This is a genomic window from Microcoleus sp. Z1_B2 (genome assembly GCF_036700325.1).
Classification (GTDB): Bacteria; Cyanobacteriota; Cyanobacteriia; order Cyanobacteriales; family Microcoleaceae; genus Microcoleus.
Genome location: NZ_JAUBOQ010000041.1, coordinates 44290 through 71244, shown reverse-complemented (window position 1 = coordinate 71244; position 26955 = coordinate 44290). Strand labels below are relative to the sequence as shown.

23 protein-coding genes, 1 tRNA gene and 1 pseudogene are annotated in these 26955 nt (G+C 45.6%); 9 read left to right on the top strand and 16 right to left on the bottom strand.

What is annotated here, in order from left to right; translation table 11 throughout:
- The coding region (locus tag QT984_RS22330; RefSeq protein WP_333374969.1) for a protein kinase domain-containing protein at positions 1-566 on the bottom strand (566 nt) is incomplete at its 3' end.
- Between the two features lie 304 nt (positions 567-870).
- Positions 871-3255 carry a GAF domain-containing protein gene (locus QT984_RS22325; RefSeq protein WP_333374967.1) on the bottom strand — a complete coding sequence of 795 codons (2385 nt, stop codon included), beginning with the start codon at positions 3253-3255 and terminating at the stop codon, positions 871-873.
- A gap of 673 nt (positions 3256-3928) precedes the next feature.
- Between QT984_RS22325 and QT984_RS22320 the strand changes: the two genes are divergently transcribed.
- Together QT984_RS22320 and QT984_RS22315 are read left to right on the top strand one after the other, a co-directional pair.
- Positions 3929-4711, top strand: coding sequence for a calcium-binding protein (locus tag QT984_RS22320; protein WP_333053306.1), 783 nt, complete (start codon positions 3929-3931; stop codon positions 4709-4711).
- 145 nt (positions 4712-4856) lie between these two features.
- Positions 4857-5462, top strand: a complete 606-nt coding sequence (locus QT984_RS22315; protein ID WP_333208353.1) for a Uma2 family endonuclease — start codon at positions 4857-4859, stop codon at positions 5460-5462.
- A gap of 146 nt (positions 5463-5608) precedes the next feature.
- Here QT984_RS22315 and QT984_RS22310 read toward each other — a convergent pair whose 3' ends face one another.
- The 4 genes from QT984_RS22310 to QT984_RS22295 form a co-directional block, all read right to left on the bottom strand.
- Positions 5609-7243: a hypothetical protein gene (locus QT984_RS22310; RefSeq protein ID WP_333208352.1), complete on the bottom strand. Its 1635-nt coding sequence runs from the start codon at positions 7241-7243 to the stop codon at positions 5609-5611.
- Between the two features lie 69 nt (positions 7244-7312).
- Positions 7313-7699 carry a hypothetical protein gene (locus QT984_RS22305; protein ID WP_333208351.1) on the bottom strand — a complete coding sequence of 129 codons (387 nt, stop codon included), beginning with the start codon at positions 7697-7699 and terminating at the stop codon, positions 7313-7315.
- 11 nt (positions 7700-7710) lie between these two features.
- On the bottom strand, positions 7711-8673 hold the full coding sequence (locus tag QT984_RS22300; protein ID WP_333208350.1) for a hypothetical protein: 963 nt from the start codon (positions 8671-8673) through the stop codon (positions 7711-7713).
- Positions 8674-8699: 26 nt separating this feature from the next.
- Positions 8700-9899: a hypothetical protein gene (locus QT984_RS22295; RefSeq protein ID WP_333208349.1), complete on the bottom strand. Its 1200-nt coding sequence runs from the start codon at positions 9897-9899 to the stop codon at positions 8700-8702.
- Positions 9900-10114: 215 nt separating this feature from the next.
- Between QT984_RS22295 and QT984_RS22290 the strand changes: the two genes are divergently transcribed.
- Positions 10115-11521, top strand: coding sequence for an NB-ARC domain-containing protein (locus QT984_RS22290; RefSeq protein WP_333374964.1), 1407 nt, complete (start codon positions 10115-10117; stop codon positions 11519-11521).
- A 93-nt stretch (positions 11522-11614) separates the two neighbouring features.
- Here the strand turns inward: QT984_RS22290 and QT984_RS22285 are convergent, their stop codons facing one another.
- Both QT984_RS22285 and QT984_RS22280 read right to left on the bottom strand, forming a co-directional pair.
- Positions 11615-11842, bottom strand: coding sequence for a type II toxin-antitoxin system HicB family antitoxin (locus QT984_RS22285; RefSeq protein WP_190739090.1), 228 nt, complete (start codon positions 11840-11842; stop codon positions 11615-11617).
- On the bottom strand, positions 11839-12063 hold the full coding sequence (locus QT984_RS22280) for a type II toxin-antitoxin system HicA family toxin (protein WP_333208346.1): 225 nt from the start codon (positions 12061-12063) through the stop codon (positions 11839-11841). The genes QT984_RS22285 and QT984_RS22280 overlap by 4 nt, the downstream gene beginning before the upstream one ends.
- A 307-nt stretch (positions 12064-12370) precedes the next feature.
- Between QT984_RS22280 and ffh the strand changes: the two genes are divergently transcribed.
- Both ffh and QT984_RS22270 read left to right on the top strand, forming a co-directional pair.
- On the top strand, positions 12371-13822 hold the full coding sequence (gene ffh / locus QT984_RS22275) for a signal recognition particle protein (protein WP_333208345.1): 1452 nt from the start codon (positions 12371-12373) through the stop codon (positions 13820-13822).
- A 396-nt stretch (positions 13823-14218) separates the two neighbouring features.
- Positions 14219-14847 (top strand): annotated as a pseudogene (locus QT984_RS22270) (Uma2 family endonuclease).
- A 58-nt stretch (positions 14848-14905) separates the two neighbouring features.
- Here QT984_RS22270 and lptC read toward each other — a convergent pair.
- The 8 genes from lptC to QT984_RS22230 form a co-directional block, all read right to left on the bottom strand.
- A complete protein-coding gene (gene lptC / locus QT984_RS22265) occupies positions 14906-16102 on the bottom strand; it encodes an LPS export ABC transporter periplasmic protein LptC (protein WP_333270436.1) in 1197 nt (398 codons plus the stop codon).
- A gap of 196 nt (positions 16103-16298) precedes the next feature.
- Positions 16299-16904 carry a LabA-like NYN domain-containing protein gene (locus QT984_RS22260; protein WP_006631885.1) on the bottom strand — a complete coding sequence of 202 codons (606 nt, stop codon included), beginning with the start codon at positions 16902-16904 and terminating at the stop codon, positions 16299-16301.
- A 105-nt stretch (positions 16905-17009) separates the two neighbouring features.
- Complete coding sequence (gene metG / locus QT984_RS22255; protein WP_333053297.1) at positions 17010-18602, bottom strand: methionine--tRNA ligase; 1593 nt, start codon at positions 18600-18602, stop codon at positions 17010-17012.
- Between the two features lie 335 nt (positions 18603-18937).
- The gene (locus QT984_RS22250) at positions 18938-19066 is read right to left on the bottom strand and encodes a hypothetical protein (protein WP_333208343.1); all 129 of its coding nucleotides are present in this window, start codon (positions 19064-19066) and stop codon (positions 18938-18940) included.
- Between the two features lie 179 nt (positions 19067-19245).
- Complete coding sequence (hrcA, locus tag QT984_RS22245; RefSeq protein WP_445243000.1) at positions 19246-20388, bottom strand: heat-inducible transcriptional repressor HrcA; 1143 nt, start codon at positions 20386-20388, stop codon at positions 19246-19248.
- A gap of 212 nt (positions 20389-20600) precedes the next feature.
- On the bottom strand, positions 20601-21470 hold the full coding sequence (locus QT984_RS22240; RefSeq protein ID WP_333232403.1) for an alpha/beta hydrolase: 870 nt from the start codon (positions 21468-21470) through the stop codon (positions 20601-20603).
- A gap of 102 nt (positions 21471-21572) precedes the next feature.
- The gene (locus QT984_RS22235) at positions 21573-21788 is read right to left on the bottom strand and encodes a hypothetical protein (RefSeq protein WP_333053293.1); all 216 of its coding nucleotides are present in this window, start codon (positions 21786-21788) and stop codon (positions 21573-21575) included.
- Positions 21789-22470: 682 nt separating this feature from the next.
- Positions 22471-23196 (bottom strand): hypothetical protein, encoded by a 726-nt coding sequence (locus QT984_RS22230; RefSeq protein WP_006631881.1) that lies wholly within the window; start codon positions 23194-23196, stop codon positions 22471-22473.
- A 649-nt stretch (positions 23197-23845) separates the two neighbouring features.
- Here QT984_RS22230 and QT984_RS22225 point away from each other — a divergent pair.
- The 4 genes from QT984_RS22225 (at position 23846) to QT984_RS22210 (ending at position 26882) form a co-directional block, all read left to right on the top strand.
- On the top strand, positions 23846-24397 hold the full coding sequence (locus tag QT984_RS22225) for a GNAT family N-acetyltransferase (protein ID WP_333053326.1): 552 nt from the start codon (positions 23846-23848) through the stop codon (positions 24395-24397).
- 326 nt (positions 24398-24723) lie between these two features.
- A tRNA-Pro gene (locus tag QT984_RS22220) sits at positions 24724-24797 on the top strand.
- A 152-nt stretch (positions 24798-24949) separates the two neighbouring features.
- Positions 24950-25768: a Tic22 family protein gene (locus QT984_RS22215; protein ID WP_333053292.1), complete on the top strand. Its 819-nt coding sequence runs from the start codon at positions 24950-24952 to the stop codon at positions 25766-25768.
- A gap of 133 nt (positions 25769-25901) precedes the next feature.
- The gene (locus QT984_RS22210) at positions 25902-26882 is read left to right on the top strand and encodes a HemK/PrmC family methyltransferase (protein WP_333053291.1); all 981 of its coding nucleotides are present in this window, start codon (positions 25902-25904) and stop codon (positions 26880-26882) included.
- The last annotated feature ends 73 nt before the right edge of the window (positions 26883-26955 follow it).

Genomic DNA, 26955 nt, shown 5'->3' with positions numbered 1-26955 from the left:
CGGTAGTCGAGGGTGCGGTTCATTCTCCCGGTTTGTTCGGGTGACATATAGGCTAAGGTGCCTTCGACTGAGTTGGGGTTGTTAAATTGCGGGTTTTCTTTGTTGAGTTGTGTAGCAATGCCGAAGTCGGTTAGTTTTACTTGTTTTGTTTGCGAGTTAATTATGATGTTGCTGGGTTTGATGTCTTTGTGAATAATGTGGTGAAAATGCAGGTATTGTAAGGCTTTGACTATTTGGAGGGCGATGTTTAATTTTGCTTGCAGACTCAAGGTTTCTATTTCCAGCAGTTGGGCGAGGGATTCGCCGCCAAAGTCTTCTAAAACGATTCCTAATCGGTGGTCAAATGTTTCGATCCTGATGGCTTTGACGATTTGTTCGCTGTCTAAATTTTGGCTGATTTGATATTCGTGTTTGAGCCTGGTAATGGCTTCGAGGGTGGGATATTCGGCTTTGAGGACTTTCAGAATTACTGGGGGCGAGTCTGTCGGTTTTTGTCCGCGATAGATTATTGTTTCAACGCCTTCGTGCAGAGTAGAAATTATTTGGTATTCTGATAAGGTTAACATCACTTAAGTTATAAATTACAGGACATAATTGGGATTAGATTAACACTACTTAATCTAGATTTGGTGTGATTCCGATCGTGTATTTGGCGATTTCCCATCACACGGAATATACAAGAAGTGACAATGTGGGCTTGGTCGTTGGTGTCAACAAACATCTTAAATGTAATATTGGTCTTGTGTGTGAGTCCCGGATGTTTTCGCGGCACCGTTTTTCAGGGGGATGGGAGCGATCGCACGCAGGCCTCAAACAGGAGGAGATGGGAGCGATCGCACGCAGGCCTCAAACGGGCGATTGAACGGGTTATCAATCGCTGACTACCGTAACTTCACAGATAGTAGAAATAGATTCCGGTTCAGGTAAAATACGCACGCGGGCGAATTTTAAACCGCTGACTCCTTGCAGTGATTCTACCATGCCGGTCTGAACTTTTGGCTCGACCCAACCTTCGCGAGACAAGTAGCGCAAGTATTGTTGGTACTCTTCCCATTCGTCTTCGGTTGAATAAACTACCGTTAACATTCCTGGCTGAGTAATTCGCTCTTGTGCGTCTTTGTCAACGGCTTTCTCGATCCGCTTTTTGACAAGTTCGTAGCGGATGTCGCGAGTGCCTTTGACATCAAACATTTTTTCGGTGTTTTCGTTGTGAAAAATGTCGATCGTGGTATTCTGCACTAAGACTAAATGTGCGAGTTCCATGTTGATTTGAGACTCGGCTTGCAGGCGAAAAACTGTGCGACCGCAATCGCAAATAGCTCGCAGTTGTTCGTACCGTAAACTGTGTAGGTGAAACTGGCTGAATGTGGGGTCGATCGATTTTCCTGCATAAATCATGTGATCGATGCCGTCGGTGCATTCGATATCGCAGTAGTGGGGCAAAATTTGCTGCATTTTTTCTTGCCAGCGAGCCCAGGTTTCTTGAAGTTTGGTGCTGATTAGGTTCAACATTTGGTCGTAGCGGTTGCGATCGCTGTAAACGCAGTTGTGCTCATTTTCACAGGCTGCTTGGTAAGCTTTAACTGCTGCCTGAACCTTGGGCCCGCACTGCACAAAATAGTCAAAATATACTTCTAAACGCTCGTTTAAATATTCGGCTGCTCGCACCTCCATATCGACTGTTACTTTTTGTTTTAAATGCTGGATGTAGTCGAGCAAGTCGAGTCGCAGTTGCTCGCCGAGGTGGGTAGTTTGTGTTTCGCAAACAGCATCAGCTATGACTAAACCTAAGCGAAATTGTTCGAGCAAATCAGTTTGAATGGCTCGGTTTCTTTCGTCGCTAGAACCGCGAATGTCCGAAATTCCGTATAGCGGATGAACATCAGCAAATACGATTGTTTCGGGAGGTAGTCCCCAACTTCGCCTTTCTGCTTCTTGGGCGAACCGCCACTCGACTGCGGGATGGATGTTGTGAATGTGGGTAAACCGCTCCTGTATGGCTTGCCGCAGGGCTGCAATGAAGGCGGGAATGAGTTCTTGGGCGTGTTGAGCGTCAATGCCGTTGAAGTGATTTGGCCGATCGCACAACAGCCCCACAACTCCCAAAATCCGCTGCCCGCACCCCTCGCGGGTGACGGATTTGACTACGAGGGGCACCAGCAGCATCGATCGAGTTCCCATTCTCCGCAAAGTTCGATCGCACTCGGTTTCGCACTCCCTACGCAAGTCTGGCACATTCCAAACTTGATTTGCTGCTGTGGCCTTCAAAAAGTGAGAAGCTTCTAGGGAGTGCATTGAATAAAGAATCGGCTGCAAATGTTGGCCGTCTTTTGCAACTAATAGCTGTACCTGTTCGCCGTCGGGGCGCAGCAGCAAAGTGCCGTCAGCATGGAAGAGGGATCGCAAACACCGATCGATTCTCTCAAATTTCTCTGGCCGCAGCATCGAATCTTGATCGATCAATAACTGAGTCAGCCGCCGAATTTGCTCCTGCACGGTGACATCAAAACCTTCTAGCAACAGCAAGCCTTCTACGCGATAATTATCCAACTGCAATCGATCGGCTAAATTCTCCAGTTGATTCGGCTGCATCAGCCAAGCTTCCCGTTCCGCTACAGGCATTAATCTTAAAGAAATATCCGCAAATTCATCTATTTTTGAGTCAATTCGAGTAATTTTCAACTGTTCCGAACCCAGCCAAAATTCTATAAATCTAGGTTCTCTGTGTTTGGGATTTTTTACACTCGCCATGACAGGTTCTTCTAGCACCCGTAAACCGTCGATGTCAATTTGATAATATTGCTTAAATACCCAGTGCAAAAGGTGGCGGCGGTACAATTGTTCTGCTGTTTTGCCGTCCCCATCCTCGAATAGTTGCAGCAGAGTGATGTCGGTTTCTGCAAACCAACCGTTGGTAGATTGAGTTGCCAAGGACGTTTCCTCCCAACCTGCCAAGCGACAAAATGCCGCGTTAGCGTAACGCAGGGCAAAAGTTCCCGGTTGCATTACTGCGATTAAAACGCGGCGATCGCCGAGAAATTGAAACAATCGCTGTAAATCTTGTTTCCACGTTTTCAAGGGTTCAATTTCTGAAGATTGACTGGGTACTTGGCCCGCCAAAGCTTCGAGTAGCTGTTCTATACTTGGTTCGCTGGGCAGATTGTTACTGTCTGGCTTTGTTGGGACGATATCTGTCGCTGGCAGTGATTTTACGGAGTTGTTGTTTTGATGGGAAGACGATTTAGGAGTAGACATGAGTAAAACACCTGAAAGCAGTGGATTTTGCCAAAAAATGTCAGCGATCGGCGATTATGGCTTTGTAAAGAGCTTATATCCTGTTTGTAAAGTTTGTGTATGGGTATCGGAAACTGGGTTTTTTCTCGGAGGATGGGCCCAGGGACTTTTACTTTTATTCACAAACAACCTCTCAGTCTCGACGTTATAGGTGATATTAACGTGTTTACTGCCTGGGGGGTAACACCCATTATAAGCGGTAGACAGTAGCGGATAGTGTCAATCGATTTTAGATTTTCTATTTTAGATTAAAGAATTGACCCTAGGGATAAATGCGGGGGCTCTTCTGATTTTCGATTTTCGATTAAAGAATTGATTCCACCGATAAATCACGTGGCGGGTACCACATGAAGAAATTCGTGGTCAGCAACTAATGCTATTTGACTAAAAGGCGAGATATATAGCAGGTTTGGGTTGAATGAAGCACAGCCCTGGTAATTGGGAATTGGGAATTGGTAACTGATACGATCGCGTAACCGAAGTATTGATAATTGTAATTGACTATAGCTCAACAGGTTGCTTGTCATTAATTGAGAAACTAAAAATTGCAGCCCAAATCCAAATTCTTGCTATTTGGCAATATAATAATTAAAATGTATAATACAGCTAATAGGATTTTTGAAAGGACATAGTTATGGCTTTAACGGTTAACAATCTTATTGGCGATGTGACGGGATTTCCTGTATTTGCTGGGGGCGGGCCACGTCTTTTGGCATTCGCTACACCCGATGAGATTAACGTAGGGAATGGAAATTTGGCGTCTTTTCCCTGGGGAGTTTGGGGACTCGATGGCAACGATACTATAGGAGGTTCGTCGGATTCTAACGAACGGCTGTTAGGAAATAACGGCAATGATATTATCGGTGGTGGTGGCGGAAATGACATAATTTACGGCGGGAAAGAGGACGATCGCCTGGATGGAAATGATGGCAACGACGTAGTTAGGGGCGACGCCGGAAATGACCTGATCTTCGGAGGGTTCGGGAACGATATCCTGCGGGGAGGGCAAGGAGACGACGATTTAGAGGGCAATGAGGGCGACGATTTCTTAGCAGGCGATCGGGGAGTTGACGTGCTCACGGGAGGCCTCGGTGGTGACATATTCGTCCTCAGAAGCAACGATGAAGCATTTGGTATAGATGGAGCAGATGTCATTACCGATTTTAACTTCGACGAGGGCGATCGCATCGGTTTGACGGACGGTTTAACAGAACTAGACCTTTTCTTTGAAAACGACAATTTGATTGCTTACGATAACGACGGAATCATCAACGACATGGTGATTGAAAACATATTTACCGGACAGATTGTGGGGATAGTTTTAAACACGGACAACTTTGAACTTATCGGTGCATTTGAACAGGCAAGTCCGTTTGCTTTGGCAGTTAACGGTTCTCAATTCCAGTTTTTGGCTTAGTTGTTTGTAGGGAATTAGACTGGCAAAATCCCCCATAACCCCCCTTAACAAGGGGGGAACAAGAGCGCTCGAAGTCCCCAATTTCTCCCTTTATATATTATTATGCTAATCTAAAAGTAGAAACTAAAAATCGGGGAAAGTATATATGACCATTGCCACTCACCCCAAATTAACTGCACTCCCGGAACAGCGGTTGATTTTGCCGCTATCAATGACTTGGGAACAGTTCAAAGCTCTGGATTCCTTGCTAGAGTACACTCGCAGTGTTCGCTTGTCTTACCTCGACGGATATGTGGAAATTATGACACTTTCGCCGGAACATGAAACCATTAAATGCCTGCTGGCAGGAATGTTAATGATCTTTTTCTTAGAAAAAGATATTAGTTTTACACCGACAGGGAGTGCTACACTCCAAGGGGAAACAAAAGGCAGCAGCAAGGAACCAGATTTATCTTACTACTTTGGCGAAGACCGGCGGCAACGAGAAACACCCGATTTGGCGATCGAAGTTGTTTTTACTAGCGGAACTATCAACAAGCTGGAATACTACCGCAGATTTAACGTAGGGGAAGTTTGGTTTTGGGAAGACGGAGTATTTTCGATTTACCAACTGCACTCGGAGGGTTACGATTGCGTTTCTCGGAGTATGCTGTTGCCGGATTTGGATCTAGAATTGCTGGGGAGATGCCTGCAAATGTCGGAAGAAAAAGAAGCTTTGAAAGTGTTTCGGGACGCAGTGCGAGGCTGCTAATTATTTGGGAAGTAGAGGGGCGATCGCGCTTTTTGACAAATTGGGGTGTAAGGGCGATCGCACTTTTGTAGTAACTAGGATATCAGCAGCTAGGGTTTGGGCTTAATCTCTGGTAATTTAAAACTTAATTGGTAATATGGATAAAATCAAGGAGTTTCAGTTTTGATTCTGTTGCTTATTAGCGTGTAGTTATTCTGATAAGCAGCCAGCTTTTCTTTAGCTTTAGCTTCGACAAATGTACCTTGAGGAATAGAACTTAACAAGTTGATCGCCTGCTGCAATTTTGATTGAGCATTCTGCCAGACTTCTTTAGGATGAGGTGGATTATTAACCATGACGGCAGCTTCCCATGCTAGTTTTTGGGCGGATTCTAAATTAGTGGCTGCTTTCTGTTCAGTAACAATTCTATTAGTAATCGCCTGATAGTTAGTTCGATAAACACTTAGCTTTTCTTGAGCTTGAGTTGCAACAGGCGAATTGTCGGGAATTGCCTCTAACAATTTGATTGATTCCTGCCACTTCCCTTGTACTTGCTGCCAATTTTCTAGTGGATGAGGTGGATTTTGAGTCATAACGGCAGCTTCCATTGCTAGTTTTTGAGCGGCTGCTAAATTTGTTGCTGTTGGGTCTGGCTGAGGAGCCGGTGTTAAGGTGGGTGAAGGTTCAGAATTTGGTTTTTGCTCCCCAACATTTAGAGGAATTTCCGAATTTGGTATTGTCTGCTGACTCGGTGAAATTTGAAAGGTAGTTTTCCAGCCGATAAAACCCACAACTCCTAGAGTCAGTGTGGATAGTATCAGTATCCAGCCACTTCTACCCCCGCGTCTTTGCTCTGAAAACATGGTACTGTCAATAGTATTTAGAGATTCTCCTGTCTGTGTGGCTCTTTCGCTTTGCTTACGACTAGGTTTTTTTTGTTCCTTGCGACGGCGTTCTTTTTCTAGGTGTTTAAGAGATTGTTCAGCCTGTCCTCTTAACCTATTAGCCCGGTCAATTAAAGCATTAGCTTTTTCTTTTAAAGATACACATTCATTCAAGATAATTCCTAATGTTGTAGTTTGATCCTCATAAGATATAATAAGCCCATGCTCTTCATCAAACCATTCTATCGCAAACACTGATTCCCCAAAGTAAGATATAAAAGCTTTTATGCGCTCAATTGGCTCGACATTACGTTCAAGATTGTGTAGGATACTATCCAGTTTGGGCAGAACCTGTTTTAGCTGTTCTTGAGCTACCTTTATTTGCTGAACTTGTTCCCTTAAAGTTTGCTCTTCATCAAAGTCTATGTGAATTCTTAAATTTTCATCAATTTGCCTTACTTCTTCTGGAATACTTAGAGATTTCCTTTCCCATTCTAGCTTGATCAATAATTGTGAATCATTTAAAATATTTTCTGCTATATTCTTTAAACCATCGCCCCACTCAATTAAGTTTTCAACATTTTCTATTAAGTCAGCAAGAGACGTTTCCTTATCTGGGTCGCCCAATTTTTCAGCAAGTAAGCCACTCCCTGCCGATACAAGTGCATCTACTAAAAATCCACCAGGTATGAACCAGCCCGCAACTGCGCCTAACAAAGGTATCGCTCCCAAAAATCCTTTATTGAATCTCTCATTATTTAATACTTCTTCAAGTTCCTTGCCAATAGTATTTAGTCGCTTTATAAGATTATCGATCTTCCCAATTTCACGTCTGATTTCACTAGGATTGCCAATAGTAAGTTTCATTTCCTCGGCAATTTCTGGCAGTTGGTTTAGAAGGTTTTCAATGTCAGCCATGATTTACTCTCCTTTAGAGTGGAGGAATCCCCACTCTAGTTTATCAATAATCGTTTAACAGCTAGCTAATTAAAACTTCCACTCGTGGTTGGGATCGGCGAGAGCAGCCTGCACAGAAGATAAATTAGCCAGTTCTTTAAACGGGCTAGACTTAGCAAGCTCTGTAATCGAATCTAATGCTAATCCCAGTTGCTCATTATTACCAGATGCTATTGCTCGATCGACCACATCGAAAAGTTGATTAAAATTTTGCGATCGTTCATCAAAAGAGCGATCGAGGTACTCCATTAATAAGTCACGTTGAGCTTTAATCTTGGCGAGGCTTTCCTTTTCCCAAGCTTTGATTTCACGGCGCTTTGTCCGCTCTTGTTCAGCGATTTGCTTGTACTCAAGGTAATGTGCAATAACTTGCTGAAAGGCATCAGCACCGCTAACAAACGCTGCTATTTTGCTCATTGTTAATTTCCTCACATATTACGGTATTTTGCTTGAATATTCGCCACGGCAGAATTCAGATTTCCTTGGCTATCTAACACAGGGGTTTTCATAATTTCTACAAGGCCTTTCACCAGTAGGGCTACCTGTTGAAACTTAGCAGCATCTTGAACTCGATCAAAGGGTTTTGATTCAAGTTCGTTGAGAAGTAGAGCAACGCGGCTATCTAACTCAGACACCAATTTGCCTAATTCTTTGACTCGCCGTTCGACTTGTCGGATGAAATCTCTAGCCTCTTCAATTTTGGCAACTTCAACGTTAACCTGAGCTTCGTATTCACGTGCTTTCGTTAAAGCTTCCTCACCTTTACCTGCAATTTGGAAACCGCCAACAGCTAAAGCAGGGCCAAGTGCAATACCTCCGAGTACAGCCCCACCTAGTGCCATGCTGCCACCGCCTAACCACGCCGCCACACCAGACATACCGAGTTGAGAAACAGCTACATTGGTACTAAACAAGCCAAAAAATTGAGGAACTGCAACTGTCCCAAAAGTTTGGGCCACGCCTACTGCTGTAGCACCAGCCGCCGCGCCTGCCCCTGCGGATGAAGTCACACCTTGGAATACTTCCTGACCTTCCAGCGCGACAGTTTTGTATTCTTTTAGCTGCTGAATTGATATGCCTTCTAGTCCCGCTAAAAATTTCATATCACTTTGGGAAGCTTTCTGGCCAATGCGTTCGATGAAAGCCACAAACCGCCCAATAGTACGATGCCTTACACGAATTTGCAGTTGACCGTAAACTTCTGCTAATCTGTTGGCTGCTTCCCAGTCTACTTTTAGATCGCTGACTGCTTTCTCGTGTCGATGTTGGGATCGTTCTCCTATTTCCTTGGCTTGATTGATGTTACCAAAGCCTTCAGTACCTTTCACAGCGCCATACGCAGCAGTAGCTAAAACAGCAGCGCCCATAATAAACGGAATTACAAAAATCATAAACTACTCCTTTTCTTCCCAGTAAATCAATCACCCAAAGACACGTTTAGCTCCCAGTTTTTATCCTCCATCTCTTGATATGAATATGTCAAATCGCCTCGCCTACCGATCTGAATTGTGTAAAACTCTGCTTTTCTTATACCATTCACTTCGATAGAAAATTGGCAGTGGTTATCAGATATTATTTTACCTATGCCTAACTCTCCAGTCGCAATGGTTTCTCCTTTATGATCTTTTACTAGCACCTGCCTACCACTTTTAATATCCCCGTAACCTCCTTTTCCATTACAAAACTGACCCACTCCACCGAAGAAGTCATCCTTGAGTGTTAGTGAGCCTTTAATATTGTGATTGAAGCCTAAAAAAGGTATTCCTTTAAAGGTTAGAGTTGCTAAGACAATAACTCCTACTACAATCAAACGTTTTTGACGATCTGGATTTTCATTAATATAATTTTGACCGATGTCTAACAATTCTTTAAATTTTCGTTCTCTAAGCAGCTCAATAATCGGAGTCAATAGATCAGTCAAATTTGCAAATTTATCTGTTGATAATTTTTTTGAATCTGAACTAACCTCTGCCTTTAGCTCAAACTCTCGATTCCAAGCCGGAAAATCCTCACCCGCCTGCTGCCCGTAAACCTTCACAGAAGCGATCGCCCCCGCCTTCAAATTCATCAACTCCCTGCGGACAATCCTGATAGAAGCCTCCTCATCAGGAACCCGATCGCCCTCCAGCATCACCTGCAAACAACCATCTTGCAAACTCGCAGTCGCACTAATCCCCTTATTCTGTAACGGAAAATTTAACAGAGATGCGATCGCCTCCACATCCCCAAGCTTAGCCCGTTCCTTCAAACTAAGCTGATTTGACTCCGTATTTTCACTAGAAATTGCCCGCCCCTCTGTAACATCCGTAACAGGCAACTTTTGCCCCGCCACTTCAAACTCTTGACTCCACGCCGGCACCTTCGCACCTGTCTGTCGCCCGTAAACCTTGACTTTCTCAATCGATGCAGCCCCCAAACCAGCGATCGACTTACTCACCCACACGGCCAAGACTTGCTGACTAGGCGCTTCAGCCGATTCCAGCATCACCTGTAAACAACCATCCTTAAGGGAAGCTGCGGCGGTGATGCCCTTGGCTTGTAGCTGGCGGTTCAGCAGAAGCGCGATCGCCTTTGCATCTCCCTGTTTCGCGAGTTCCAAAATATTCGGTTGTGTCATAACAGGTAGATACAACTAGCGCTGAGCCTAACATTTTCTGCTTTAAGTATAAATTATTTCCTAATTGCCCAAAATTTTCAAGCCATATAAAGTCATATTTAGTAGTTTTTTCCATCCCAAGGAGGTCATAAAAAGTCATATTTAGTTGGTTGCTACTAAAAAAGTCATATTTAGTTGGGTTATAATCTGGTCAACCCCTTGCATATACGTGACCGATGGACGTTGAAGAAGCCTTAAAATTTACAGACCATCTAGCTTTAACTACTACAGGAAAACACTTAGATAGTCTGCAAAAAGCTATACTGCGCGGCGCTTGGGACAATCAGAAATATAAAGAAATTGCACAGCATCACAACCGTTCAGAGAAATATGTTAAAGAAGTTGGCTTTAAATTGTGGAAGCTTATGTCAGTTGCATTAGGTGAGGAACAAGTATGTAAAGCAAACTTTAGAGCTAAATTGGAAAATTTACAAGCTTCTAATATTGTCTCACTTGTCGGGAATGGCTGCATCCATATTGGCAACATCTCTGCTGAAAGTTTGCACTCCCCAGAAGCCTCACAATCTGAACCGCAAGACCAGGATAAATTTAACGAAAAAATAAGCAATTCCGAACCTATACAGCAATTAGACTTATCCGACGCACCCGAAATCTCGACATTTTTCGATCGCACATCCGAACTTTCCACCCTAGAAAACTGGATTTTAAGCCGCACCCGCCTCATCACCATCCTCGGCTTATCCGGTATTGGCAAAACCGCCCTTACCCTCCAACTAATCCCGCAAATTCAACACGAATTCGACTGCATCATCTGGCGAAGCCTCCGCAACGCGCCAGCCCTCCAAACACTCCAAACCGACATAATTCAATCCTGTAGGGGCGGTGCCCCCGTGCCAGCCCCCTCCGAAGAAGAAGGGGCAACCACGGGGGGATTGCCCCTACAATATTTACGATCGCACCGCTGTCTCATCATTCTCGATGATGTGCAAACAATTTTCAGCAGCCAACAACTAGCAGGAAACTACCAACCTGGCTATGAAAACTACGGCGCATTCTTCAAACAAATAGCAGAATCATGCCACAACAGTTGCCTAATTTTGATTAGTTGGGAAAAACCCAGAGAAATTGCTGCCTTAGAAAGCAACCCAAAAAATTGTCAAACCTTGCAACTCAATGGTTTAGGCGAACCAGCGCGAGAAATATTTATAGAAAAAGGTTTACTTGAATCGGAAAACTGGTCAAAATTGATAGACATTTACCGAGGAAATCCCTTGTGGTTAAATACCATAGCCGCTGCAATTCAAGACTTGTTTAGCGGCAATATTTCTGAATTTTTATCCTATGATAGCCTAGTCTTAGGAGACTTAGAATATTTATTGCACCAACATTTTCAGCGTTGGTCAGACAGCGAAAAACAAGTAATGTCCTGGTTGGCAAATCAAAACAAAGCAGTTGAAATTTCCAAAAAACCAGCCCTTCTGGAATTGTCCCCTTCAGAATTCCTCAAAGCCGTCGAATCCTTGAGACGGAGGTCATTAATTGAAAAAGTCGAAAAGGGCGATCGCACCCTCTTCCAACTCCAACCAGCGATCGCAGAATACATAAAAACCAACATCAAATAACTTCAAAACATCCAAATATAAAAACAATCGCCCTTCTACAAAAAAGAGCGATCGCCTGTTTTTTTGGGAAGGGCGATCGCTTCAAATCAATAATCAAGCAAACAGCAAGTTTTCTACTAGAGTTTTAGGTTCAGGGAGAGATTTACCATCTACCTGATATTCTTCAACTAAAAGCTCTAATACCTCTACTGCATTCTGCAAAGCTTCTTCGTAGGTATCTCCATGAGTGTGGAACTGCTGAGATGGAAAATCAGGTAAGTGAACTAGGTAGCAGTTATCTTCATCCGACCATTGAATAACAATTATATAAGGTAATTTCATGATTCAGGTTCCTCTTCTTCAATTGCTTTCAATATTCCAATTTTTCGATTAACTTCTCTCTCTAAATACAGTTTCGCATCATCGCCATCATTTCCAGCAATGGTAATTGGTTCATTAGGTAGTAAGGGATGAACCCATCTTGTATGGCTGCCTTTTGCCGAACGATAAGTAAACCCAGCTTTTAGTAGCAGGCTTTTGAGCTCTCGAATCTTTTTGGGCATAAGCAGACATTAAAATTGTGGCAACGTGACGGAAATACTTTAATCCTATTCCAGAAAGTAGGGTTTGTCAAAACGTACCCTACTACATGAATTTGAAGTAGTTTCAGCCTCAATCCGCGTAAAAACTCACATCTTATAGCAGTTTTAGGAACAGGCAAGATGCCTGTTTCACAACACATGAATAATTTGCTTGTGGGGTGGGCTTCTAGCCCGCCCTGAAAGGATTATTGAAAAATTAGCAAAACTTGCATCCAAACAGCCCCATTTAGCCTTAAAATTAAAAAGACTGACTAGCCAACAATGCCCTATGTTTGAAGCCCTTGCCGATCGACTCGAATCCACCTGGAAAAAACTGCGCGGACAAAATAAAATCTCCGAGTCCAACATCCAAGACGCGCTCAAAGAAGTCCGCCGCGCCCTCCTGGAAGCCGATGTCAACCTCCAAGTCGTCAAAAACTTCATCTCAGAGGTAGCGGCAAAAGCACAAGGCGCAGAAGTCGTTTCAGGCGTCCGTCCCGACCAACAATTCATCAAAATCGTCCACGACGAACTCGTGCGCGTCATGGGGGAAACCAACGTACCCCTAGCCACCGCCGAATCCGGGCCCACAGTTATCCTGATGGCTGGTTTGCAAGGAACCGGGAAAACCACAGCTACCGCCAAACTAGCACTCCACCTCCGCAAGCAAAATCGTACCGCACTGCTAGTCGCAACCGACATTTATCGACCAGCCGCGATCGACCAATTGCTAACCCTCGGCAAACAAATCGACGTACCAGTATTTGAATTAGGCAAAGACATTGACCCCGTAGAAATTGCCCGCCAAGGCATCGAACACGGCAAACAAATTGGCATTGATACCATCATCGTCGATACAGCAGGTCGCCTGCAAATCGACCAAGACATGATGGCAGAATTGGGCCGCATCAAACAAACAGTACAACCCCACGAAACACTGTTAGTTGTTGATGCCATGACCGGCCAAGAAGCAGCAAATTTAACCCGCACCTTTCACGAACAAATCGGCATTACCGGCGCAATCTTAACCAAATTAGACGGCGACAGCCGCGGCGGTGCAGCCTTATCCGTGCGGCAAATATCCGGCGCGCCGATTAAATTTGTCGGCGTCGGCGAAAAAGTGGAAGCCTTGCAACCATTTTATCCCGATCGCATGGCATCGAGAATACTAGGCATGGGCGATGTCTTGACGCTAGTAGAAAGGGCGCAAGAAGAATTCGACATCGCCGATGCCGAAAAAATGCAAGAGAAAATGCTCACGGCAAAGTTTGACTTTACCGACTTTCTCAAACAAACCAGACTGTTAAAAAATATGGGTTCCCTCGGCGGCATCATGAAAATGATTCCGGGGATGAACAAACTCTCAGACGAACAAATGCGGCAGGGAGAAGTGCAGCTAAAACGCACCGAAGCCATGATTAATTCCATGACAGTTGAAGAACGCCGCAATCCCGAACTTTTAGCAAGTTCTCCATCCCGCCGCCGCCGCATCGGCAAAGGCGCAGGCTACGCAGAAAACGACGTAACAAAGCTCGTCAGCGATTTCCAGAAAATGCGTACAATGATGCAGCAAATGAGTCAAGGCAACTTTACAGGAATGGGAGGATTGCCGGGAATGCCGGGAATGCCGGGAATGGGCGGCCCCGGAGGAATGCAGCCCGGTTCCCGTGGCTATATGGGTGCCCAGCAGAAGAAGAAAAAGAAAAAAGATAAGCCTAAAAAAGGTTTCGGACAGTTGTAAAAAGCATCTGATATATTGCAAAATTGTCAACAATTTAGGGGCGGGCTCACCAACCATCTTTGAAACAAATCAAACAATCTGATAAACCCGCCCTCCCCCGCACGATGTCAACAATGTAGGGGCGGGTTCACCAACCATCTTTGAAACAAATCAAACAATCTGATAAACCCGCCCTCCCCCGCCAGAATTTACATCCATATTTTAGCCAACAAATTCACGGTACATTTGTAATTTGGGTGGGCGGTACCTTGGTATTTTTGGTTGGGTTGGGGCGGGTTTATTATATTGATTGATGTTTGTCAGAGATGGTTCGTGAACCCGCCCCTACAGAATTTATGTCTATTAGTTTTAGGTTTTTTGTGACCGATTTCTACCTAAAAAAGCGAACAATTGAATATGGTACAAACATTTACTCAACCAGAAACTATCTCTATAGAATTGCCAAATGCGATCGCCCTTTTTGTCACAGGCGAACAATTCGATATCCTAGCATTGGCAAATCCCGACTTGAGATTAGAAAGAACCGCACAAGGAGAATTAATAGTGAATCCACCCACCGGAGGCGAATCAGGCAGCCGCAACCTCAGTATCAGTACGCAAGTAGGCAACTGGTGTGAAGCAAACGAAGATTTAGGAGAAGGCTTTGACTCTTCTACCGGATTCATCCTTCCTAACGGTGCTCGCCTTTCTCCCCACGCTTCCTGGGTGAGTCGAGCTCGCTGGGAAGCATTAACTGCAAAAGAAAGAAAAGGCTTTGTTCCGCTGTGTCCAGACTTTGTAGTAGAATTGCGTGAAGCGAAGCTATCCCGTAGGGAATCGGCCTCGGATTCTCTCTCAACCCTCCAAGAGAAGATGCGCGAATATATGGAAAATGGAGCGAGATTGGGCTGGTTAATTGACCCGCAAAATCGGCGGGTAGAGATTTACCGACAACAAGCAGAAGTAGAAATATCGATCCAGCCGAGTTGTCTGGCGAAGACGTACTGCCCGGATTTGTATTGAATTTGAGGCGAGTGTGGCGTTAAACAGCATTCATACAGCGTTCATGCGCTCATCTGCCAACATCTGCGGTTGCAATCCCATCTACTCTCCCAAAGTTCCCTGATACTCATCCGGTACAAATTCCGTAACCACTTGGCCGCCACCACCGTCGCCTTTAACAATCACAGTTTGATTTTTCAACTCTCCCGCCGCCCTCGGCCCAGTCAAATTAAACACCGGATTTAGCTGCCGATAAACCACATTTCCTTCTGCATCAAAAGTCTGATTAGTTAAATACCACGTTACGCGATCGGTATTTAATTGAGCTTGACGTTTTTCCCCAATTCCTACCACATTGCCCGTCAAATAAAAAACTTTTTTCTCTAAATCTCCCCGCCCCGTATCCCCAGTCATCGTCACCTTTTCCACGCGGTGAAAAACCTTCACAGGCCCAGGCGACACCACAGATTGCGCCGGAAAATTCCAACTCATCAAACTGCTTTCTATTTGCAGCGGCGGATCAGAAGGCATCAACTGAGCGTTTTTTGTCAGCGTCGCAATCTTGGTTTTTAAGTCTACATCTACTTGGTCGGCAAAACCGCTGTCTGTTACTATTTTATCTTTGTATCTGTCAATTTGAGTAGGTTTGGTGCTGTTTACCTTTTGTTGATCCATAAACCACACTAAGTGCTCGGTTCGCAATTGCAAAACCGGATCTTTAACATTCGCCACCACAGAGCCGAATAACTCCATCCTCTTAGCCCTAGTGAAAACCCGCGCTTCCTTCGCTGAAGCCGTCACCTGTTTGTTCTCTCCCGTCAAATTGTTGCGGACAACTAAAACATCCTCCTTTGGCCGCCACTCCAACTCATTTCCCCGCAATACCACTCCATTTTTAAGGTCAGTAGCGACTATGTTACCTTTGAGAAAAACTTGATTTCCTTCCTGAAATACCTGGCCAGTTTCTCCCTGAATATCGTAAATTTCTTTGCCATCTTGAAACAATTTGCCTACAGGTTTCTGAACGTTAACTATTTTTTTGTCTTTGCTGTAAACGGCATTTTGTGAGTTGACTTTCCAGAACGTCTCGCCCTTTTCGTTTGCTTGTTCTAGAGTTACTTTGTTTAAAGTTAAAGTGCTGTTTGACTGTTGAGCAGTTTGGAGATCCTCAGCTAATTTGTTCTTTTGAGTCTCTTGCGGAACTGCACAAGCACCAATCCCCAAAATCAGTGCTGCTAAAAATAGCAGCCTCAATTTTGGGGAGTTGAGATTGGGAATTTGGGATTGGAGATGAATCATTGGGAATAGGGAATTGATAATAGGTAATTGGGAATGGGAATGGGGAATTGGTAATTGATAATTGGGTCGTGAAAAACACTTAATCAAAAATTAAAAATGTGTCATGCTTTGTCTAAATTTTTAACTTCTAATTCTCAATGATTCAACCCATTAATCATCACCTATTAACCCTTACCAATTACCCATTACCAAATCCCTATCTGTCGTCGTGTTCCTCCATCAAGCTCAAACCAGACAAAGGGCGGTAAGCATAATTAGGGCGCGATGTTTTTTGGATGTCGTCCTTAATCATTTCCAAATCGATATAGCGATCGGCTACATTAATCAAACTGTCGCTCGTCATCGATCGCAAACTCACCACCTCTACCCGCACACCGCGATAGCTCACAGCGTCTACAGCATAAGCCAAATCGCCGTCACCGCTCACCAAAACCGCCGTGTCGTAAGACCCGACTAAAGCCATCATATCCACAGCGATTTCTACATCCAAATTCGCCTTCTTAGAACCATCTGGCAACTGTACCAAATCCTTAGAAATCACCCGGTAGCCGTTGCGGCGCATCCACAGCAAAAACCCCTGCTGTTTCTCGTTAGTGCGATCGACACCCGTGTAGAAGAAAGAGCGCAGCAGCCGCGATCCCGCAGTTAAACGGCACAGCAGCTTAGTGTAATCAATCTCAATTCCTAACTGCAAAGCCGCGTAAAAAAGGTTAGAACCGTCAATAAAAATTGCCACTCTACCACGATTTTCTAGTACCTGTTCCGGCGTAAAAAGGTCGTTGCTTTCTATTCTATTCAACATGATTGTTATGCCTCAATTTTTATGAAAGATTGGTAAGGAAATAACTGCTAATTCGTAGTCTGTCATCACACCCAGAGCGCTGGCTGCCAACTATGAAGGTACTGTTTACAGCAGTTCGATCCGCTTAAAAACAGGTTGGGGTTCCCCCAGAGTTTGGTTTGCAGGCAAAGCGCCCCAGGCAGCATGAGCTGCAAAATTCGCTAAACTGTTAACTGTAACCCGATCGTTAAAGTCAATTGAAAAACCTAGCTGTTGATAGATAGCGCTGCTGATATTGGGAATAATGGGCGATAAAAGGTAAGATGCTAGTCTAACAGATTCCAGAACAGAATATAGCACTTGTTCAACACTTTCGATCTGTCCCTGCTTGTACAAACTCCAAGGTGCTTGCACGTCAATAAACTTGTTCCCGGCTCGCACTAATGCAAGCACGGCTTCGCAAGCCTTGCTAAAAGCCAACTCTTCGTAAAAACCCGCTACTCGATCGCCCAAATCCAGGCTCATAGCCTTGAGAAGGTTATCGCCCTCAATGTTTTCTCCCAACACATTTGGTACGCAGGCACCGCAATATTTGCGAGCCATGTTTAGGGTACGATTAAGCAAATTCCCCAAATCATTTGCTAGCTCAGCATTCAATATATTGATAAACCGAGTTTCGTTAAAATCGCCGTCCTCTCCGAACTCAATTTCTTTAAGGAAATAGTAACGTACTGCGTCAGCGCCGTATTTGTTGACCAATTCGACAGGGTTTAAAGTATTACCCTCCGTTTTCCCCATTTTTTTGCCGTCTTTGGTCAAAAACCCGTGTGCGAAAACGCGACCCGGCACCAGTAGATTCGCTGACATCAGCATTGCCGGCCAGTAAACTGCGTGGAAGCGAAGAATATCTTTGCCGATCAAGTGCAAGTCAACCGGCCACCATTTAGATAAAGCATTCTCCAAAATCGGGTCGCTGTCCGGATCTAGCAAGGCGGTGACGTATCCCAGCAAAGCGTCAAACCACACGTAGATGCTGTGACTGGGGTCAACTGGCATTGGCAGACCCCATGCGAGATTCACTCTAGAAATGGAAAAGTCTTGCAGTCCAGAGTTGACGAAACTGAGCACTTCGTTGCGTCGGCTTTCCGGCGCGATGAAGTCGGGACGTTCTGCGTACAATGCCAGCAGTTGGTCTTGATACCGTGACAGACGGAAAAAGTAATTTTCCTCGTCGCGCCACTCAACTTCCTTGGTGGTGTGGACAGAGCACCGATTTCCCGGCAACAATTCCCGTTCATCCTTAAATTCTTCACAGGAGACGCAGTACCAGCCTTGTTGCTGGTTCAAGTAGATGTCGCCGGAGTTCCAGACGCGCTGGAAAAATTCTTTGACAATGTACTCGTGACGCCGCGAAGTTGTGCGAATGAACCGATCGTACTGGATATCGAGTTGCTCCCAAAGCGTCTCAAACGCCGGAACCACTGAATCGCAGTGAGCTTGGGGCGATCGTCCCAAACTCTCGGCTGTCCGCTGAATTTTCTGCCCGTGTTCATCCGTCCCCGTAACCAGCAAAACAGATTTTCCCCGCAGCCGCTCAAATCGCGCTAGGGCATCCGCAGCCATAGTCGTATAAGCGCTGCCAACGTGAGGTAAATCGTTTACATAATACAGAGGCGTTGTTATCGCAAAGGTATTCTTAGTTTTATCAGTCGATTTCATTGAATGCTAAAAGAAAATTCCCTAAATTTCGTTTCGATCTTAACTCAGCGGTTAAATTTTTTATGGAGTGGCAATCAAGCCAAATTCACTGCAAGTTATTTGCAATTGTCTAACCCGGGCTATTCCCAAAAGAAATATTGCTTTCCTATCCACACTAATCTTTTTTAGTTGTTTTTGACGAACTCTCTAAAATGTCTTAATATTTTGACATTCTGCTGCCTTGGGAATCGACGCTCCCAGGGTGGACGCCTCATCTATTCATTGGTCATAGCCGCTATCCCTAGAGCGGTTTTAGCAGCCCACCCGGTTGGCAACAAAACTCGTCAGTTGGGCTGCTAAACCCGCCGTTCGACTAACGATCCGCGGCCACTTTCTGCGAAGGCCCGATCGCTCACCATCGCCATCTCTTTCTCGCGATCGCTGGAAAGTCGATCGCCCGCAACTCCTGCCACTTTCCGAGCCACTCATGGACACAGAAACCGGGTTGTTTACAAAACTCTCTTGTCAACTGCCAAGCTTTAGTTTCTTGCCCCAAAAAGAGTATAAAAGCCTAGTTTTTTTGTCACCAAACCCGGTTTTTAAAGGTTGTGAGTACATCCACAGACAATAAAACCCCAAGCCAATTAAGCTTGGGGCTATCAAATTAGGGTGCATCTAACAAAGGATTATCCGATCGCCCTCGATCCCCATCAGGAAAACCAACTCGATTTCCGCCAATAGCTTCTGACAAATAATCCGCCGCAGCTTCCACAACCGCGATCGCATTTTCGTAAACCATCCGCGTCGGCCCCAAAACCCCAACACTACCCACCGGCACCGATCCCCGGCGGTAAGTCGAAGAAATCAGAGTACAGCCACGAATCGGTTCTAAAGAATTTTCCGAACCAATACGCACCGTTACCCGCTTCCCTGGCGTGTCTAACTCCGGCGATTCAAAAATCAAAGGCCAAAGCAGTTCCTGCTCTTGTTCGAGCAATTGCACCAGGGTTTGAACTTGCTGCAACTGCGAAAACTCAGGCAAGCGCAGCGCTTCTGCTAAACCGCCGATCAGAATCCGCGTGTAGGTTGGATTGCTTTGGCGGCTGCTCAAAGCAGTCAGCATAGTTCCCATCCACTCAGCGTACAGCTCAAAGTCCCGGCCTAACTCGCTCCAGTCTACAGCCGAGAGTTCCGAGAGCGATCGTCCCCGCAACTTGCTGTTCAAAAAATTCGACAAAATCTGCAACTGGCGATCGACAATTTCGGCATCAGGCGTGTTACCTTCTGCATCCCTCGGCAACTGCACCAAAACCGACTGAGTTTCGTAGGCATCCGTCACCACTATCAGCATCACCTTTCCCGGCTCTAGCTGCACCAGTTGCAAGTGGCGCAAGCAAGCCATATTGGTTTGCGGTATGGTGATCATGGCTATGTAACCGCTGATAGTTGCCAGGATTTGAGCAGCGCCGCGGAGTGCCGCGTCCATGCGACCGTCCGACCAATTGAGTTGGTCTAGTACCTGTTCCACCTTGCGGGCCAGCGTATCAGACGGCTGAATCAACTGGTCTACATAAATTCGGTAGCCGGAGTCAGAGGGGACTCGTCCTGCCGAAGTGTGGGGCTGATAAAGCAGTCCAGCTTTTTCAAGAGTCCCCATCGCATTGCGAATTGTAGCTGGGCTGACGCTGAGGTTGAATTCGTCAGCCAAAGCTTTTGAGCCAACGGGTTCCGCTGTTGCTATGTAGTGGCGAACCGTTGCCCAAAGGATGTGTTGTTGCCGATCGGTGAGGTTAACGCGCACAGATATTTAAGCAGAATTAGAATTTAGAGTTGAAAGTCGCTATATTAATCGAAACGTCTGTACCAAAATGGCGATCGGGCAGACTTACCTCTTTAAACATAACAGATTTTAGGTTAAGGAAGAAGTCAGTTGTTATTGGTTATTGGTTATTGGTTATTGGTTATTTGTAAGTTTTAACGCCCCATGCCCCATGCCCCATGCCCCATGCCCCATGCCATCTAATCATGTTCTTTCAGAATATTTTGCAGGTAACTAGCCACTGCATCCGGCTGTTCCACCATTGCCAAATGGCCACAATCGGGAAGCTGAAGGACATTCTCGCCGCAACCTTGGAACATCCAGTGAAAGCTAGCCAAATGCAGCACGTATTTTGGTTCCATAATTTTGTCTTTAGTGCCAGCAATAAAATAAACAGGCTGCTTGAGTTGGGACACAATTTGTGGCAAGAGGTGAATCTGGGCTTCTGTGGTGGAGTCCAACAAAGCCCCCAAAGCTGCATCTGGATGAGCTCCCACGAAATCTATTAAGCGCTGCCGTCCCCAGGATCTGCCGATCGAGCGGGCTACAGAATCGCGGGCAAACACGTAATCTGCTAACGGCAACCGAGGCAGCCAGCCGGGACGCATTGTCACTAGCTGCTTGCCTACCGCTCGAAACCGCTCGAATTCTTCCTTAAGATAGATGCCGCCCCCTGCATTGATGCAGACCACGCCTTTAACGCGATCGGAGAATTTGCTGGCTCCCCAAAGGGCGATCGTACCGCCCAGAGAGTGTCCCACCAGCCAAGCAGAAGATATATCGAGTTTTTCGAGTAAAATTTCCAAATCGCGAGCGTAAGCTGCCGGAGTGTAGCAGGAATTTAGCGGTTCGGAATGCCCATGATGAAGGCCACCGTCGGATTGAGAATCGCCAAACCCCCGCAAATCGTAGGTAAGGCACTGATAGTTTGATGCCAAGCGATCGGTCAAAGGTTGCCAGTAGTGGCGGCTTAACAGCCAGCCGTGGACAAATACCAGAACCGGGGAAGTTGAAGTCGGAGCCGTCAAATCGTAAGCGTGCCGAACCCCTAGGATGTCGATTGTTGCCATACTTTTATCCTACCCGCTCCATAAGACCGATGTAAACCTATGTATAGCCTTTCTCAGAAAGAGAGAGTACGCCGAAATCCTGTGTTCTCAAGCTTTTTCAGTTCAATTGTTTACCTCATCTACCCAACAAGCGCTATAAGTTAAGTCAAAAATACTCAACTTTATCGATTTACCGCTTACTTCCTGGTGCAACGCGCGGTCGCTGACGCTACTTTTGTCCACTGCACGGGCAATCTTGGCATAGCTTGCCCTTTTATGCGATCGGCCGAGAATAAATATTCCTTCAAACCAGCGTTCTATGTTTTTTGCAGTATTCAAATTTCTCTCTGCTGTATGAGCGCAATTGCGACATAAATCAACGCGATTTTTTAAGGGTATTTTGTGGCAATAATTTTCCCAAAATTGGTCGATTTGAAAGTTGTTAACTCTCGGTGTTCCAGTGTCAAATTATATTTTTTTTGTAGGTTGCTTACAAAAAAAAATCGTACTTTCTACCTTCAACTATTCAACCAACTAAATTTTTAGCATACAACAATTTATTTAATCTCTTAATTCTCTAGCTAGCGTTACCTATCGCTAGTTTTGGGCGAGGTGATACATAATTTTATGGAGCGCATTTTTGCGGATATTTGCGACTTTTGCCTGTAGTCCCGCGATCTTATTTAAGTAAATAGGCGCTGTAAAACTTAAAAAGATTGACAACATCGTTTCGGCGTGTCCCATGTTTATGAGAACTGCTATCTACACTCGTTTGTACGAAAAATGTTGCCGAGCTTTTTATCCTATCTCACTGGAAAACGTCTGCAAACTAATGTCTATAGCAATCCTAAATGATTCGTGTAATTCTTGTAGGGGCTCTCCCCACGCCCGGTTGCCCCGATGCAGGCTGGGGTAGGCACGGGGAGGAGGGGTAGCACTACCCCTACATATTTTTACAAATGATGCGAGGATTGCTATACTTATAGAAATCGAGTTATTTAGGGAGCATCGGCAGCTTGCCCTAAAATCGCTCGCCTAGCAATCTTTGTCGCACCCCCTCAGCGATTTTCTGCCCCAGATATTCGGGAATTAAACTTTCATTGGGCCCCAACAAATAGAGAATTAGGCGAGTTCGCCCCCGCCAAACTAGCAAATTAGCATTTACGACCAACAAATCCTCTTGCCAGATGGCATACATAACTTTGTAAAAAAGTCCAGGTTGATTATCGGCTTCAATCAGCAAAGCTGGCAAGTGGAAAACCGGATCGACGTAGAATTCAGTTGCCACATCTTCTAAACCCGCGTCTAAATTAAATTCCACCGCCAACATCTCTTCAACCTCAAAATGCCCCGCCAATGCCTCTCGAACCGCCCTACAGACGTTTTCTGCTGTTTTATCTGCCAGTACCTTGCCACCGCGAGATACGACCAATTTGATAAATACCAGCATGGGCGGGTAAATTTGACCGTACAGACTCAGACTGTGAATTGTCAGCCCGTAGGCCGCGAGCACTCCAAAAATATCGCTCAGTAGAAAAGACTGGTTCCGGTAAGCAAAATGCAGGGCACTTTTGTTACCTTCGGCTCGGATTTCGATGACTGCTTGCCGAGTTTTGTAAAGCTGGTAAGCTAATTTGAGGTTTTGCAACTGGATTTCGCTGCTGACAAATTGCTCATAAAACTGCGGAAACGCTCGGTTAAAGCGCTTGAGAAGTTCTAGTGTAGATGGTTTTAAACCCGAAGCCATAATTGAGGAGAAGGTGCGGGAGATATACTAGGTATTGACTCTTCCATGCCTTATGGCAATGGGATTTTCGATTCGACGATTCGACTTAAATTGTGCCCGTCTCCTCACTAAAAGCAAAAGTCAAATCTGTCAATCGATTTTAGATTTTAGATTTTAGATTTTAGAGGCGACCCCACGGATAAATGCGGGGGCTTGAGGATTTTCGATTTTCGATTTTGGATTGATTCCACGGATAAATCCGGGGGCTTGTACCACCTTTGAAATTCGTGGTCAGAGAACTTATCACGAGAATGTCACCGTTGCGCCATTCCAGTGGTATTTTCCACCAAGGGTATAAGTTCCGGCGCGATCGGCGGCACTCAAAAGAAGCATTTCCCAAAATGCCTCTGTCCTGGTTCGGCAACAAATTTTACCTTAAAAGCGGGTTGTCTGGGCACTGGCTAGCAGAACAGTTCTACCAGACTTGACAGAATAAAAAAAGCGCAGACTCAATGTTGGACGACAAATCCCTGTTTTCGGCGTAAGATGAGTGTACCGTAAACTGTTCCTCAAGAGGCTACCGGCAATTGATCCTACGCCGATCGGAGTGGGTTTATCTGTCTGGTTCTCTTTCTCGTCGTCCAACTTCTACTACCTTAACCGCGCCTGCATGGGTTTTTGGAAAAACTTATTTAGTAGTTCTGAGTCTGCCTCTGTACCCCAAACAGCGGATTTTGAGGAAGATGTGGCTGTTGGGTTAGGCGATCCGCTTTCCCCAACGTTTCGCAAGCCCGCCAGCGGAAACGCTCGCATCTTTTTCAGTTGCGATCGGGACATTGACCTCTACGAACTCGAAGAACTTTGTAATGCAGTGGGTTGGTCCCGCCGTCCCCTGCGTAAAGTCAAAAAAGCTATTGTGCACAGCTTCCTAGTCGTCTCTATGTGGGAGATGCGGGGCAGCCAGCGACGGCTGGTGGGTTTCGCCAGAGCGACTTCAGACCATGCTTTTAATGCCACGCTTTGGGATGTGGTAGTTCATCCCGACTACCAGGGCAAGGGCATGGGCAAGGCGCTGATGAAATACATCATTAAAAAACTCCGCAGTGAAGATATCAGCAACATTACCTTATTTGCTGACCCTCATGTGGTGGATTTTTACCGCAATTTGGGCTTTATGTCCGATCCAGAGGGGATTAAAGGTATGTTTTGGTATCCTGATTAGCGAGCGAGGTGCAGGTCGGCGTTGATTTGTTGAGGATCTACAATACAATATTGACGCTGCCAACACCGACTGCACCTGTGCGCTGCCCTCAGTTACGCTTGGATGTATCCCGGCATCAGGGCAGTTATAAAGCTGTGCAAGTATTGTCAGTCGATTTGAGCAGATCGCGATAGGAGTCAGGGGCTGGTATCGATTTTTGGGTGGCGTCAAACCGCACAACCTGAAAAAAACTTCGCCTTAGCTCCATCGAGAGCTAAATATTTAATAAAGCTTGACAAGCAAGCGGTTTTGTGTGTTAATGGTTAGAGGTTAGCTAACTATAACACCGGGATGTAGCGCAGCTTGGTAGCGCGCCTGCTTTGGGAGCAGGATGTCGCAGGTTCAAATCCTGTCATCCCGATCGCACAATGTTAAATAATAGATTGAAGCATAACTGTCTCTGATGTTTACATTTCGTCAAAATGAAAACAAATTGAGGCAGTTTTTGCCGATCGTGTGAAAGCGCGAGTCTTTGCGTTAATGTGTTTCAGGATCGCTCCTGATGGAAAAAACATGAAATCATTAGTTCGTTTGGGCGCAATATTGGGAATTGTCGGCAGCACTCTGCTGGGCCCCTCCCCAATTGGCAAGATGTCTGCACTGGCACTGCCGGAGCCGCAAATTTTGGAAAAATTGCGCTCGGTGCCGGTATTTACGATTACAGACGCTCAGGGTGCGCCCCTGATCGCTTCTGTTCCCAAGCAGGGTGAGGGTCAAACTGGTAATGCTTCTGTGGCGGGAATTTTCATCAGCCAGAAAGACGCTCAAGCTTTTGTCGATCAACTGAAAACCAGAAATCCTCAGTTGGCGGCCACGGTGCGCGTGATGCCGGTGTCGCTGGGGGAAATTTATCAGCTCACTCAAGCAAATAAAGGTAAGCCGGAGGAAGTGCAATTTGCTTTCGTTCCCGCTCCGCAGCAGGTGCAGTCGGCTAAAACTGTACTTCAGCAGACTGGTCAACAAGTTAATGAGTTCAACGGTGTACCTCTGTTTTTGGCAAGAGGCGGCGCAGAAAATGGTTATTTGACGATTCAGCGGGGTCAGCAAGAGGTGATTCCCTTGTTTTTTAACAAGGAGGATTTACAGGGAATGGTCGATCGTTTTAAGCAGCAGCAGCCCAACGTGACAGCCACAATTAAGATTGAGGTGGTGAACTTGGAGAGCGTTTTGGAAGCTTTGCGTACTGAAAACGACCCGTTTTTGACCCAAATGATTTTGGTTCCGTCGCGGGAGTCCCTGGAATTTGTCCGATCGCTCCAACCTGCCGGTGCGGGCCAAAATCCACAGGTTGCTCCGGCTCCAGCTCGGCCGGCTCCAGCTCCGGCTCGCTAATAGTTAGTCAGCAGTCATTAGTCATCAGTCATCAGTTATTAATTAGTAGGTTGGGTTTCTCGACTCAGCCTACTATTTACTAATTACTAATTACCAGTTAGCAATTAACAATTACCCCTTCCAAAAAAGTATTATGTTTGTTTCTGGTTTAGAGCTTTGGCAGTGGGTGAATCAAGCTAAAACAGAGGCGATCGCCCATGACATTCCCCTAGCAGAAATCGACTGGCTGCTGCAAGAGCTGGCTGGTTTGGATAGGTTGGCTCTGCGTTTGGAGTCGTTTAAAGATTTGCCAAAAATTGAATTAAAGTTGTCTTTATCGGAACTTGCTCAATTGTGGCAGCGGCGCTTGCAGGAACGGGTGCCGGTGCAGTATTTAACGGGAGTTGCACATTGGCGGCATTTTTCGCTCAAAGTAACGCCGGCGGTGCTAATTCCGCGTCCTGAAACGGAATTGCTGATCGATTTGGCTGTGGAAGCTGTGAAAAGCCGTTTAGAAGCAGAAAATATCAATCAAAAATCTACTCCCCCCAACCCCCCCTTACTAAGGGGGGGAGAAGATTTAAACTTCTCCCAGCTTCGGGGGGGAGAATTTGCCAAATCGGATTGGGTGGATTTGGGAACGGGCAGCGGGGCGATCGCGATCGGCTTGGCTTCTGCGTTGACAAATGCTAGGGTTTATGCGGTAGATTGCAGTTCGGAAGCTTTGGCAGTGGCTCGACTGAATGCTGAGAATTTGGGTTTTGCATCGCGAATTAATTTTTATCAAGGTTTGTGGTGGGAACCGCTAGAATTTCTCAAAGGTCAAGTCAGCGGCATGGTTTCTAACCCCCCTTACATTCCCAGCAGCACGGTACTGACTCTGCAACCGGAAGTTTTGAAGCACGAACCTCATCTGGCATTAGACGGCGGTTTTGACGGGTTAGAGTGCATCCGGCATTTGGTAGAAACGGCTCCCGATTATTTAGAATCGGGGGGAGTTTGGCTGGTTGAGATGATGGCGGGACAGGCTGAGGCGGTAGCTGATATGCTGGAAAGTCATGGGAGTTATGGCAAAGTTCAAATATTTTCTGATTTAGCAGGGATCGATCGGTTTGCTTTAGCGTATCGACGTTAGGTTTCAAGAATATGTCGTACTTCTAAAATCTAAAATCTAAAATCTAAAATCTAAAATCTAAAATCTAAAATCT